Consider the following 14,215-nt stretch of genomic DNA (forward strand, 5'->3'; position numbering starts at 1 on the left):
ATGATTTAAAAGAGGTAAGATGATGAAAAAAGTACGCAAAATTGCAGCTCTCTTATCAGCAATTTCTCTATTTGTTCCAACCGTAAGCTATGCGGACAACCCCATAGTGCAGACTTTATTTACTGCCGATCCGGCACCTATGGTATATAAAGATACTTGCTACGTGTATACGGGACATGATGAGGATAAATTGGTAAATAATTTCTTTACCATGAATGACTGGAGATGTTACTCCTCTACTGATATGGCAAACTGGACGGATAACGGTTCGCCACTGTCATACTCTTCCTTTAGCTGGGCAAAAGGAGATGCGTGGGCAGGTCAATGTGTTCAAAGAAACGGAAAGTTTTATTACTATGTCCCCCTGACACCTAAAAACGGAGGAACGGCAATAGGTGTTGCTGTATCGGACAGCCCTACAGGCCCGTTTAAAGATCTTATTGGAAAACCATTGGTTAGTACGGGCAGCGGCGACATTGACCCCACGGTATATATTGATGATGACGGACAGGCTTATCTGTACTGGGGCAATCCAAACCTCTACTATGTAAAGCTGAATCAGGATATGATTTCTTACTCAGGGAGTATTGTAAAGGTACCTTTAACAACTGCAAGCTTTGGAACAAGAAGTAAAACCGACAGGCCAACTACATATGAGGAAGGCCCATGGTTTTACAAACGCAACAGTTTATATTATATGGTCTTTGCGGCAGGTCCAATATCAGAGCATATAGGTTATTCCACCAGTACAGGGCCTACAGGACCTTGGACTTACCGTGGAAAAATTATGCCTACTCAGGGCAGCAGTTTTACGAATCATCCCGGAGTGGCTGATTTTAAGGGCAATTCCTATTTCTTCTATCATAATGGTGCTTTGCCGGATGGAGGAGGGTATCACCGTTCTGTGTGTGTTGAGCAGTTTAAGTACAATTCAGATGGTACTTTCCCCACGATAAACATGACTACAACCGGCCCTGCTCAAGTAGGCAATCTAAACCCTTATGTAAAAACCGAGGCGGAGACAATCTGCTGGGAATCAGGTATTGAAACAGAGCCCTGTAGTGAAGGTGGAATGAATGTAGCCTTTATTGAAAATGGAGACTACATAAAGGTAAAAGGTGTTGATTTTGGTACAGGAGCAGCTTCTTTTACTGCCAGAGTCTCTTCGGCTAACAGCGGCGGGAATATAGAACTGCGACTTGACAGTCCTACAGGAAAATTGGTAGGGACTTGTGCGGTTAAAGAAACAGGCGGCTGGCAGACTTGGGTGGATAAGACCTGTACTGTAAGCGGCGCGGAAGGTATACATGACTTGTATCTGAAATTTACGGGTGGAAGCGGTTATCTGTTCAACTTTAACTGGTGGAAGTTCACCAAAGCGGGGAACACAACTGTTATTGGAGACCTGAATGGAGATAATAGCGTGGATTCAACGGATTATGCTCTGATGAAGAAATATCTTTTGGGTATAATTACGGATTTCCCGGTTGAAAACGATATTGAAGCCGGAGACTTTAACAAGGATGGCGTTATTGACTCAATTGATTTTGTATTATTAAAAAAATATCTGCTTGGTACGATTCCAAGTCTAGATTAATCTGTGTGTTAAAAGAAAGGGGTTAAATAAATGAAAAAAAATATATTAACTAAAAAAACAGTTTGGGGAATGTTGGCATTTGTTTTTGCTTTCACTCTGATTTTTACAGTACCAGATTTTAAGGCTCAGGCTGCTTCCTTACCAACTACTCCACCTTCAGGATATGACAAGGTGCAGAACAATATCCCCCATGGTCAGGTAAGCTATATCACTTATCAGTCAGCAGCAACAAACAGCCAGAGAAGAGCAAGAATTTACTTGCCTCCAAACTACTCTGCAGACAAAAAATACAGTGTAATGTACTTATTGCATGGTATCGGTGGTAATGAAGACGAGTGGTACGCTAATGGTGCGCCTAATGTAATTCTTGATAATCTTATAGCGGCAGGCAAAATTCAGCCATTTATCGTTGTATTACCAAACGGAAATGCAACAGCAAGCGGTGTATCTGACGGTTGGACTAATTTTACTAAAGATTTAACAGGAAGTCTTATGCCTTACGTAGAATCACATTATTCAGTTTCAACTGACCGTGCTCACAGAACCGTTGCCGGTCTTTCAATGGGTGGCGGACAGGCATTTAATATAGGACTTCTGAATCTGAATCAATTCCCATATGTAGGAGCTTTTTCAGCAGCACCTGATACATTGCCGAATGCACAACTTTTCCCTGACAATGGAGCAGCAGCTCAACAAAAATTGAAATTCTTATTTATTTCATACGGAACAAATGACAATCTTATTAGTTTTGGTACAAATGTACATAACTTCTGTGATTCTCATAGTATACCAAACACTTACTTCCTTATTCAGGGTGCAGGTCATGATTGGAACGTTTGGAAACAGAGTCTGTGGAATTATTCACAAATGATATGTGAAAAGGGTTTCACAGATTATGTTCCTGCTGAACCTATATCAGCTTTTAAACAAATAGAAGCAGAAGATTTCAGCAGTCAGTCCGGAGTACAAACTGAAACCTGTACCGAAGGAGGTCTTAACGTAGGGTATATTGAGAATGGTGATTATGTTGTTTACAACAATGTAGACTTTGGAACCGGAGCAACAAGCTTTCAGGCAAGAGTAGCAAGTAAAGCAAACGGAGGAAATATCGAAATCAGATTGGATAGTTTAACAGGTCCGTTGGTAGGAACTTGTGAAGTTAAAGCTACGGGCGATTGGCAGACTTGGACTGATGCAAAGTGTACTGTAAGCGGCGCAACAGGAAAGCATAATTTGTATCTTAAATTTACAGGCGGAAGCGATTATCTGATGAACTTTAACTGGTTCAAATTCGGTAATACAGTTCAGACTCTTGTAGGAGATTTAAACGGAGATGCCAGCGTTGATGCAACAGACTATGTTCTTATGAAAAAGTATATTCTTGGACTAATCAGTGAATTCCCTGTTGCTGACACCTTAGGTGCAGGGGATATAAACAAGGACGGTGTAATCGATTCTCTCGATTTTGCTGCCTTCAAGAAAATTCTTTTGGGAACAAACTAATTTATCCTATTTTATTTAGTCTGGGTTAAGCAGGTAAATTATTCAATTTACCTGCTCTCTTTAAAATAATAACTAAAAGGAGGAACAATGTGATGAGGTTTAAAAAGGCTCTAAGTATTCTATTACTGTTATGCCTATTGGTTGCGCCAACTACTTATGCAGGTGCATGGCAGTCTGATAATAACAACGGTACCTACACAAACCCGATTCTGAACGCTGATTACCCTGATATTTCTGCTATTAGGGTAGGAAGTGATTATTATATGGTAAGTTCCACTTTCGTATCGTTTCCATCGATACCTATTCTTCATTCAAAGGATTTAATCAACTGGGAAATTATAGGATATGTTACTTCGGACCTTAACGGTACGGGGAAATCCTATAATCTGTCAAATACGTTTAATGATTACGGACATGGCTGCTGGGCACCTACCATTGCCTACCGTAACGGAACATATTATGTGGGAATTTATCAGGCACAGGGAAAGTTCATCATGTGCACTGCCACTAATCCGGCAGGCCCTTATACAAAAACAGTTTACAACCAGGGCTTTCATGATCCGGGACTTTTTATTGATGACGACGGTACAGGCTACATTGTCTCTGAAGCAAATGATGTAAAGGTTACTAAACTAAGCTCTGATTATAAGTCGGTAGTGAGTAGTAAGGTGACAACCCGTATCGCAGGTGCAACCGGAAATTATCTGGTTGAAGGTACACATGTAATGAAAAAGAACGGATATTACTATATATTCCGTAACTCTACTCCACCTGAATCGTATACATATTGCCTCAGATCCAAAGACATATATGGACCTTATGAAATGAGGATACTGTTGAATGGTCCCAGCATTTCCGGTGGAAGTCAAATTCACCAAGGGGGAGTTATAGATACCGTAAAAGGTGAATGGTGGTTCTATGTATTTCAGGATGGTCAGGGTCTTGGCCGAAGAGACATTTTAGTACCTATGCAGTGGCAGAATGATTGGCCGGTACTTGGAGACCCAGCCACAGTAAAAAATGTAACTATAGCAGGAAAAAGCTATCCTATGGGTTCAGTGCCTGTTACATACAAGAAGCCGGATGTAGGTGAAACCTATCCAACTCTTACTATTCCCAATACTGATGAGTTCACTTCAACAACAATGGGATTTCAGTGGCAGTGGAATCACTATCCGGACAATACAAAATGGTCTTTAAGCGAGAGACCGGGCTATCTGAGACTTTATGCAAAGAATGCAAATAATCTTTGGAGAGCTACCAATACACTTACCCAAAGAGTTGAGGGGCCTGATTGCCAAGGAACTATAGAGCTTGACACCACCAATATGGCAGACGGTGATAATGCAGGACTATGCCTGCTTAACATTCCGTATGGAACTATAGGGGTAAGCAAGTCAGGGGGAGTAAAAAAAATAGTAGCTAATATTAACGCCAGCAAGGATTCTTCAGGAACCATAACAAATGGCCCTGCACTTTCAGGCAATATTGTCTATTTAAGAGCAAAAGCGGATTTGAAAAGTAACAAGGCTACTTTTTACTATAGCAATGATAATGTAAACTTTACGCAACTTGGCGGAACCTTAAACATGCCTTTTGATTTGGGATTTTTCCAAGGTGATAAGTTCGGTATATACAATTATACAACTGCTTCTTCAGGAGGATATGCCGATATTAACTGGTTCCGCTACTATACTTCTGCAGGACCGAATCCACCAATTCCTGAGGTTCCGTTATCAGCTTTTGACAAAATAGAGGCTGAAAACTTCACTTCACAGTCAGGAATCCAGAATGTAGATTGTGATGAGGGCGGACAGGCTGTAGGATACACCGAAAACGGAGATTACGTTGTTTATAAAAGTGTTGACTTCGGAAACGGTGCAAAAAGTTTTAAAGCCAGATCATCAAGTGCAACCAACGGAGGCACTATTGAAATAAGACTTGACAGCGTAACCGGCACATTAATCGGTTCTTGTCAGGTTGCAGGAACCGGAGGATGGCAAACATTTGCTGATTCAGTTTGCTCCGTAAGCGGAGTTACCGGAAAGCATGACTTGTATCTGAAATTTACAGGGGAAAGCGGATATCTGATTAATCTTAACTGGATTCAATTCACCGAAGGCAGCAGCGCTGTTGTTCCGGGAGACATAAACGGTGACGGACAGATTGATGCGATTGACTTACAGCTCATGAAAAAGTATCTTCTTGGACTGGGTGAAATAGAGAACGTAAAGGCTGCTGATTTGGATGGAAATGGTGAGATTAATGCCATTGATTTTTCATTATTGAAAAAGTACTTGCTGGGAATTCAGTAGTAAATCGTTTGTTTCAATAAACTTTAAAAAAGGAAGGATAAAGTATGAGCAAATTAGTTAAAAAAGGTTTTGCAATGTTTTTAGGCTTGTTTATGATGATATCAACTATGGGTACAGTTGCCAATGCTGCCGCAAACCCAAATCCCTCATGGAATGTTGACGAGAGGGTTATTTTTCACAACCAGTGCAGTCCCTACGATTACTATGGGGCTAAAGACCCTACTATTGTTTATTATAACGGTAAATACCTGGTTTATTACACAGGTGCAAATAAAAGCGGGGGATGGCAAATGTGTTTTACATCTGCAAGCACAATTACAGATTTAAAGACTGCTAAACGTACATATATGAGTAAAATAGGAGAAAGTTATTTCTGTGCGCCGGAAATATTCTATTTTGAACCTCAGAAATTATGGTATCTGGTTTATCAGGATGGTACTCACGGAGCAGCTTATGCAACCACAACAACTCCTGACGACCCGAATTCGTGGTCGGGGCCAAAATCTTTTGGCATATCCGGCAACATGGGTTGGGACTATTATGTAATATGCGATGACCAGTACGCTTACCTGTACAATACACCAAGTGACGGGTCGGGAAAACTGTATATGAGAAAAACCACTCTGGCAAACTTCCCTAATAAGGGCTGGAGTACACCAACCGTAGCCTGCTCAAATGTTTTTGAAGGAGCAGAGGTATATAAGAGTCTTGCCGACAATCAGTATTATCTGCTTATTGAAGCAATGATAGACGGAAGAAGCTATGAGCTCTTCACATCATCAAGTGCCGGGGGACCATGGACTCTGGTAAACAATAAATGGGCAACAAGAAGCAATCTTACAAAATACAACGCAGACAAGTGGACAACAAATGTATCACATGGAGAACTTATACGTGCCGGATATAATCAGAAGCTGGAAATCAATGATATAAACAAGGTGGATTTCCTAATTCAGGGTACAACAAACATGTCAGGTGAATACCAACAAATCACCTGGGATTTGGGCCTTATCAGAAATTACACTAAAGGTTCTGACGAGCCTGTTACTCCAAGATCTGCTTTTGACAAAATAGAAGCTGAAAGCTGGAATGACCAATCCGGAATCCAGAACGTAACCTGTGATGAAGGAACTGAGGCTGTAGGGTACACTGAAAATGGTGATTACAGCGTATACAAGAGCATAGATTTCGGAAGCGGTGCTACCAACTTCCAGGCAAGAGTATCAAGTGCTACCAGCGGAGGTAAGATTGAGATAAGACTAGACAGCGCAACAGGAACCTTGGTTGGGACTTGCCCTGTTTCAGGAACAGGGGACTGGCAGACCTTTGCGGATGTGAACTGTTCCGTCAGCGGTGTAAGCGGTAAACACGACTTATATCTCAAATATGTTGGAGACAGCGGATATTTAATGAATATTAATTGGTTTAAATTCAGTAATACACCTGTTATTACAGGTAAATTAGGCGATATAAATTCTGACGGACAGATAGACTCCATTGATTTACAATTAATAAAAAAGCACATTTTAGGCTTAGGAACAATAGAAAACACAAAGCTTGCGGACTTGGATGCCGACGGAGAAGTTAACGCTATTGATTTTTCACTGATGAAGCAATACATACTGGGGGCGATTACTGTTTTTCCCGGTGCAGGTGCAGTATGACAGAAAAATATCTAATAAACATGTGACAAAATTAATTAGAAAAGAGGTATTTTTATGAAAAAGGCTTGTAAGATATTGGGACTTTTAATTATTTTTTCTACTCTTTTTTCATTTGTATGTTATGCGGACAATCCATTGGTACAAACTCTTTACACTGCCGATCCTGCTCCTATGGTGTATGACGGTACTTGTTATCTATATACAGGACATGATGAAGATACAATAGTTAATAATTTTTATACCATGAATGACTGGAGATGTTATTCATCAACTGACATGGTAAACTGGACGGATCATGGATCACCATTGAAGGCTACTACCTTCAGCTGGGCAAAAGGTGATGCTTGGGCAGGACAGGTAATTAATAGAAATGGTAAGTTTTATTTCTATGTCCCTGTAACCAGAAAAACCGGCGGCTATGCACTGGGTGTTGCCGTATCTGACAGCCCTGTAGGGCCATTTACAGATGCTATAGGAAAACCACTGGTAACCAACAACGGAGGCTCTGATATAGACCCTACCGTATTTATAGACGACAACGGACAGGCTTACATGTACTGGGGAAATGGAAATTTATGGTATGTAAAGCTGAATCAAGATATGATTTCTTATTCAGGAAGTGTTGTACAGGTATCCAAACCTTCAGGCTATATAGAAGGACCATGGTTCTATAAACGCAATAATTTATACTACATGGTTTATGCCGGATGGGCTGGAGGAAGCGAAAACATACAGTATGCCACAAGCAACAGTCCTACCGGACCATGGACATCTAAAGGTGCTATTATGCCTAATCAAAACAGTTTTACTAACCATCCGGGGGTAACGGACTATAAAGGAAATTCCTATTTCTTTTATCATACAGGTAATTTACCAGGCGGAGGAAGCTATCACCGTTCTGTAGGTGTAGAACAATTCAAATACAATTCTGACGGTACAATCCCCAATATCCCCATAACTCAAACCGGCCCTACTCAAATCGGAAAGCTGAACCCATATGTCAAAAACGAGGCTGAAACAATCTGCTGGGAGTCCGGCATTGAAACAGAAGTATGCAGTGAAGGCGGAATGGATGTAGGTAGTATTGAAAATGGCGACTATATAAAGGTAAAAGGTGTGGATTTTGGTACCGGTGCCGTATCCTTTGATGCAAGAGTGGCTTCGGCAAATAGTGGAGGAAATATAGAACTCCGTCTTGACAGCCCTACCGGAAAACTGGTGGGAACCTGTGCCGTCAGCGGAACAGGCGGTTGGCAGACATGGACGGACAAGTCTTGTACAGTTAGTGGTGCCACAGGAGCTCATGATTTATACCTGAAGTTTACAGGGGGCAGCGGATATCTATTCAATCTGAACTGGTGGAAGTTTAATCAAGAAATAGTAAACCCTGTTGTTGTAGGGGATCTAAATGGAGATGGCAGTGTAGATGCGGCAGATTATGTATTGATGAAGAAATATATTCTTGGATTAATTACTGATTTTCCTGTAGATAACGACATTGAAGCAGGAGATTTAAACAAGGACGGAGTTATTGATTCACTTGATTTAATTGCGTTCAAAAAACTCTTATTGGGTATTGGTTAAAAATTAAGAGTATGCTTTATTGATAAACGAGATCATGGCTTCTCAAAATCCTGAAACAGGAATGGAGAACTTCACAAAGCTGAACGACAGCTTGTATTACAATAATGGCTCGGATTTGTATGTAAACATGTATCTTAGTTCTACCATGAACTGGAGCGAAAATGGTCTTTCATTGACACAACAGGCAAATGTACCGTTATCAGATAAAGTAACCTATACTATGGTAAAGTACGGTGATGTCAATACGGATGGCACTGTAGATACAATTGATTTGGTTCTGTTAAAGCAGTTCTTGCTGGGGTAAATAACAGATTTTTAAAAAAATAAAATTAGGGGGGAGACAAAAGTATGAAAAAAGTTCGTGCGGTCATTTCATTATTACTTTTAGGGCTTACATTTACGATAGTAATGGCCCTGAATACCGGAGCATGGGACAATAATCTTGCCAAAACACCACCCATGGGATGGAACAGCTGGAATATCTTCCACGGAGATATTAATGAAACTAAGATTAAACAGATTGCCGACACAATGGTAAGTTCAGGAATGAAGGATGCAGGCTATGTGTATCTGAATCTGGATGATAACTGGATGGCAAATCCGGCACGTGATTCCAATGGAAATCTGAAAGCCGACCCTAAGCGTTTTCCAAATGGGATTAAGGCTTTAGCGGATTATGTACATGATAAGGGTCTCAAACTTGGAATATACGGCTGTCGTGGAACAATGACCTGTATGAATATTCCTCAAAGCGGAAGCAAGGGTTATGAGGACAAGGATGCAAAGACATTTGCTTCATGGGGAATTGATTACCTTAAATATGATAACTGCAATATACCTAATGGAAGTGACATGAAAACCGATTACCAGAAAATGCAGACCGCTCTTGCAAATTGCGGACGACCAATCGTATTCAGCATATGTGCATGGGGATATCAGAGCTGGATGCCTGCAACAGGTAATTTATGGCGTACTACCGGGGATATCGCAGATAAGTGGGATAACGGAAACGAATGGTTCAAAGGTATCATAAATGCAATTGACGGTAATGCCCAATACACCAGTTCAGCTGCTCCGGGAGCATGGAATGATCCCGATATGCTTGAAATAGGAAACGGTGGATGTACAGCAGAGGAATATCGTACACAGATGAGCATGTGGAGTATGATGGCATCTCCTTTAATTGCAGGAAATGATATAAGGACCATGTCACAGACAACAAAAGATATTCTGATGAATAAGGAAGTAATAGCAATAGATCAGGACCCTGCAGGAATCCAAGGGAAAAGAGTTAAAAGTTCAAACGGGCAGGAGATTTGGGTAAAATCTCTGGGGACAAATGGGACAACTAAGGCAGTTGCTTTATTAAACAGAAATTCATCAACATCCAATATTACAGTTAATTGGTCAGACATAGGTGTTACTGGAAGCGTTACGGTAAGAGATTTGTGGGCTAAAGCTGACAAAGGCAGTTTTACAGGTTCATACACAGCGTCAGTTCCTGCACATGGGACAGTGCTGCTTAAAATATCAACTGAACCCCCGGCACCTGTAGATGCAACTAAACAAATAGAAGCGGAGAGCTACAGTAATCAATCGGGAATCCAAACAGAAAAATGTACCGAAGGCGGAGAGAATATAGGCTTTATTGAAAACGGAGACTATGCTGTTTACAACAATGTGGATTTCGGCGATGGTGTGGGGAGTTTTCAGGCCAGAGTAGCAAGTGCAACTAACGGAGGAACCATTGAAATACGCCTTGACAGTGCTACGGGTACGTTGGTGGGAACATGTGCTATCTTCGGAAGCGGAGACTGGCAGACTTACACTGATGTAAAATGTGTTGTCACCGAAGCTACAGGAAAACATGATGTTTACCTTGTATTCAAAGGTGACAGCGGATATTTATTTAATATTAATTGGTTTAAATTCTTTAAAGGCAGTAATAATACCGAAAATTTGGGTGATATAAATTCTGACGGCCAAATAGACGCAATAGACTTACAGTTGTTGAAAAAGTATCTTCTGGGATTAGGAGAAATTGAAAATCCAAAGCTGGCAGATCTGGATGCCAACGGGGATATCAATTCAATTGATTTCTCATTGCTGAAGCAATTCATACTTGGCATAAGTACAAGTTTTCCAGGGCAGGGGGCCGTATAATCTGATAATAGGAGTTTAAAAATGAAAAGAAAGATTTTATCTATTCTTCTGCTTGTCACTATGACTACAGCATTGTTTTCAGCTACACCGATGAATACCGCTTCAGCCGCTGATACGGACTTTGTATTGGACGGAAACAATATCAAAGCCGGAAACGTCAACGGTCTGACTTTTAAGGGCTTTGGCGTTCTTAGCGGCAACAGCTCAAGTGCGCTGTTGATGGATTATAAGTCGGAACATCCTGAGAAATATGCAGAATTACTGCAAATCCTGTTCGGTGGAAAAAATCCAATCATGACACATGTCAAGATTGAAATGGGTAACGACCGTAATAACTCCACCGGGCCGGATCCTTCTACCATGCGTTGGGAAAATGAAACAGCCAATGTTAAAAGACACCCCGGCTTTCAACTGGCGGCTGACGCAAAGAAGGTTAATCCCAATCTTAAAGTCAGCATTTTACGTTGGAACGCCCCAGGTTGGGCAAAGAGCAATGATAAGATTTATACATGGTACAAGAACACCATATTGGCAGCATACCGCCAATATGGGTACATGGTTGATTACGTAAATCCGGGGGTCAACGAACAATCACCTGATTTAACTTGGACTAAGCAATATGCCCAGCGCATTAAAGCAGACAGTACAGGTTTTAACAATGCTGATGAAAGGGCACTTTACAACAACATTAAAGTGGTGATTTCCGATGAAGTTTCCGTAGGCTCCTTCGGGGATGATATGGTAAGTGATGCAACACTTCGTGATGCCGTGTCAGTTGCCGCATATCACTATAATACCGATGACAACAGCAAGGGAAGTTTCAAGAAGCTTGCTGAATCCTATGACAAAGAGGTATGGAACAGCGAAGCACAGGCCACTTTTAGTAACTCGTCCTTTCGTCCCAACAACAATATGAAAGATCCAACAGCAGCAGGAACAGGCATAGGTGGTATAAACGGCCCGCTGGAAATGGGAAACACTGTTATTAAGGGGTTTGTAAATTCCAGAAGGACACATTTTATCTATCAGCCGGCTATTGGTTCTTTCTACGAAGGTGGACAGTTCTCATTTAAGGAATTGATATCCGCACGTGATCCTTGGTCAGGTTGGATTCACTACGATGCAGGACTTGTCATACTTCGGCATTTCAGTTGGTTTTCAAAGGCCGGCTGGGAAAATAAAAGCAATACCGCAGGAGTTTGGAGAGCAGTACCTCAGGCCAGTTTCACAGGTGCTACAGGTACAAATCCGGTTAACGGTCGCAATGGCACTCCCAGTTATATGACACTTGCCTCCCCTGACAAACATGATTTTTCAACTGTTTTTATTAACGATAGTGAATACTCCAAAACCTATACTTTTAAGACTATAAATATGGCTTTTTCCGCAAACCCTTCTCTGGAAGTATGGGAAACCCGTGCAGCAGACAAGGGAGCAGCTTTTAACAGCAATTACATGAAATACACCGGAACGGTTTCAGCAAATAGCAGCGGAGTTTATGCAGTGAACTTAAAACCTTATTCGGTGGTTACAGTTACAACGTTAAGCAACAGTGGAAAAGCTGATTACAATACGCCCCTTCCGGTGGAAGGTGAACGCCCTGTGCTAGACACAGACAAGACCGGTTCTAAACAGGATACCAGCGATAACATATTATATGCCGACAACTTTGATTATTCTGACAAAACTGTTCCTGCCATAGGTGATAAGGGGGAAATTACCGGAACTCAAAGCTATATTGATTCCCGTGGGGGTCAAAAAAGTGCCATACCACGGTACACCAGCGATAGAAACGGTGCATTTGAAGCATATATGCCCGACGGTTCAAACAACTATATTCTTCGCCAACAGGTGGATCAATCCGGTATGGGGCTTGGAGGTACTTGGAATAATGGTAATCCTATAACGGGTATCGGAGATAACCGTTGGATGAACTATAAGGCAAGCGTTGATGTTTCATTTGAACACAACAGTACTGAGGGAGGTAACAATTACGCTGCTATCGGTGCCAGACAACAAGGAGGTGATAATTCACACTACTTAAATGGTACTCCTTATATACTGAAATTTTGGTTTGATGGAGGTTGGTCGCTGTTAGTCAATGGCAGTTCTGCGGCAAGCGGCAATGTAGTAAGCGGCTCGGGTGGTGTGAAAATAAGTGGCTTCAATACAGCTTATAATGCATGGCACAACATTGCAATAATGGTTGCAGACAACAAGGTGACTGCGTATCTGGATAATACCATCCTTTATACTTACACCGATTCCAGCCCAAGATTGTCCGGACGTGTTGACTTGGCCAGTGGCTATTATAATACTTGTTTTGACAACTTAAAAGTCGAAACAATTGAGGGTTATACACCTTACTATTCAGAACTGCTGGACAATCTGGAAATGTACGATTTGTCTTCTGCTCCTGCTACAAAGCTTATTTATAGCGGTTCTTGGGCTCATGAGAACGGCAAATCCATGTACAATTACCAACGCTCCCTTTCCACCAGCCGGGGAGATGGAGCGGCACTTCAGTACTCCTTTAAAGGCACCGGGTTGGATATTCTTGGCCCAAACAACGGTTCTGCTAAGTTAGAGGTAACGGTTGACGGAAAAGTTGTTGACGCTTCGGTCAGCACGAAGGTGTCAGGCAATTTATACCAAACTTTTACACTTCACGGCCTTGAGTATGGTAATCACACAGTGCGTTTGAAGGTGGTAAGCGGTACTTTGGTGGTAGATGCTGTTGGGGTTATTGCAAACATAGCCGGTGCTTCGGAGGCTCCCGATGAACAATCTGCGTTTTCGAGGATTGAAGCGGAGAGCTACAGCAACCAGTCAGGAATTCAGACTGAAAGTTGTACGGAAGGCGGAAAGAATGTCGGTTTTATAGAAAATGGGGATTATACAGTTTACAAAAATGTGGACTTTGGAGATGGTGCGCAGAGCTTTCAGGCAAGAGTATCAAGTGCCGCCAGCGGAGGTAATATAGAAATCCGTCTTGACAGTATTACAGGACCTGTAATAGGAACTTGTCCGGTGACAGGTACAGGAGATTGGCAGACCTTTGCTGATATGAAGTGCAGTGTCAGTGAGGCAAGCGGGAAGCATGACTTGTATTTGAAATTCACCGGGGATAGCGGATATTTATTCAACCTTAACTGGTTTACATTTACTGCAAGAAGTTCGGCAATATTGGGAGATTTGAACTCTGACGGTCAGATAGATGCAATGGATTTCCTGTTGATGAAAAAATACATTTTAGGACAGGGAACCATTGAAAACACCAAAATAGCTGACTTAGATGCAAGCGGAACTATTGATGTTTTAGATTTGCTGTTGCTCAAGCAGTACTTGCTGGGCACTATAACTTCTTTTCCGGGGCAGAGTACCTAAAC

General features: G+C 41.6%; 8 protein-coding genes. All 8 read left to right on the forward strand.

Annotated elements, in window-relative coordinates; all coding sequences use genetic code 11:
• Positions 1 to 22: 22 nt before the first annotated feature.
• The 8 genes from P0092_RS05140 (at position 23) to P0092_RS22045 (ending at position 14,213) form a co-directional block, all read left to right on the forward strand.
• Entirely contained in the window at positions 23 to 1,597 is a 1,575-nt protein-coding gene (locus P0092_RS05140; RefSeq protein ID WP_004616896.1) for a family 43 glycosylhydrolase, read from the forward strand.
• A 30-nt stretch (positions 1,598 to 1,627) separates the two neighbouring features.
• A complete protein-coding gene (locus P0092_RS05145) occupies positions 1,628 to 3,100 on the forward strand; it encodes a carbohydrate-binding protein (RefSeq protein ID WP_276187093.1) in 1,473 nt (490 codons plus the stop codon).
• Between the two features lie 92 nt (positions 3,101 to 3,192).
• Entirely contained in the window at positions 3,193 to 5,415 is a 2,223-nt protein-coding gene (locus P0092_RS05150; protein ID WP_004616900.1) for a family 43 glycosylhydrolase, read from the forward strand.
• Positions 5,416 to 5,459: 44 nt separating this feature from the next.
• A complete protein-coding gene (locus P0092_RS05155; RefSeq protein ID WP_004616902.1) occupies positions 5,460 to 7,079 on the forward strand; it encodes a non-reducing end alpha-L-arabinofuranosidase family hydrolase in 1,620 nt (539 codons plus the stop codon).
• 54 nt (positions 7,080 to 7,133) lie between these two features.
• Positions 7,134 to 8,663: a family 43 glycosylhydrolase gene (locus P0092_RS05160; RefSeq protein ID WP_004616904.1), complete on the forward strand. Its 1,530-nt coding sequence runs from the start codon at positions 7,134 to 7,136 to the stop codon at positions 8,661 to 8,663.
• Between the two features lie 19 nt (positions 8,664 to 8,682).
• Complete coding sequence (locus P0092_RS05165) at positions 8,683 to 8,967, forward strand: dockerin type I domain-containing protein (RefSeq protein ID WP_040758267.1); 285 nt, start codon at positions 8,683 to 8,685, stop codon at positions 8,965 to 8,967.
• Between the two features lie 44 nt (positions 8,968 to 9,011).
• Positions 9,012 to 10,826, forward strand: a complete 1,815-nt coding sequence (locus tag P0092_RS05170; RefSeq protein ID WP_004616906.1) for a carbohydrate-binding protein — start codon at positions 9,012 to 9,014, stop codon at positions 10,824 to 10,826.
• Positions 10,827 to 10,847: 21 nt separating this feature from the next.
• Positions 10,848 to 14,213: a carbohydrate-binding protein gene (locus P0092_RS22045; RefSeq protein ID WP_004616907.1), complete on the forward strand. Its 3,366-nt coding sequence runs from the start codon at positions 10,848 to 10,850 to the stop codon at positions 14,211 to 14,213.
• Positions 14,214 to 14,215 lie beyond the last annotated feature (2 nt).

This window comes from Ruminiclostridium papyrosolvens DSM 2782, from assembly GCF_029318685.1.
GTDB lineage: Bacteria > Bacillota > Clostridia > Acetivibrionales > DSM-1351 > Ruminiclostridium > Ruminiclostridium papyrosolvens.

Excerpts from the sequence above, each read along its gene's own strand:
- P0092_RS05140 (WP_004616896.1), top strand. The coding sequence starts at position 23 with ATGAAAAAAGTACGCAAAATTGCAGCTCTCTTATCAGCAATTTCTCTA.
- P0092_RS05145 (WP_276187093.1), top strand. The coding sequence starts at position 1,628 with ATGAAAAAAAATATATTAACTAAAAAAACAGTTTGGGGAATGTTGGCA.
- P0092_RS05150 (WP_004616900.1), top strand. The coding sequence starts at position 3,193 with ATGAGGTTTAAAAAGGCTCTAAGTATTCTATTACTGTTATGCCTATTG.
- P0092_RS05155 (WP_004616902.1), top strand. The coding sequence starts at position 5,460 with ATGAGCAAATTAGTTAAAAAAGGTTTTGCAATGTTTTTAGGCTTGTTT.
- P0092_RS05160 (WP_004616904.1), top strand. The coding sequence starts at position 7,134 with ATGAAAAAGGCTTGTAAGATATTGGGACTTTTAATTATTTTTTCTACT.
- P0092_RS05170 (WP_004616906.1), top strand. The coding sequence starts at position 9,012 with ATGAAAAAAGTTCGTGCGGTCATTTCATTATTACTTTTAGGGCTTACA.
- P0092_RS22045 (WP_004616907.1), top strand. The coding sequence starts at position 10,848 with ATGAAAAGAAAGATTTTATCTATTCTTCTGCTTGTCACTATGACTACA.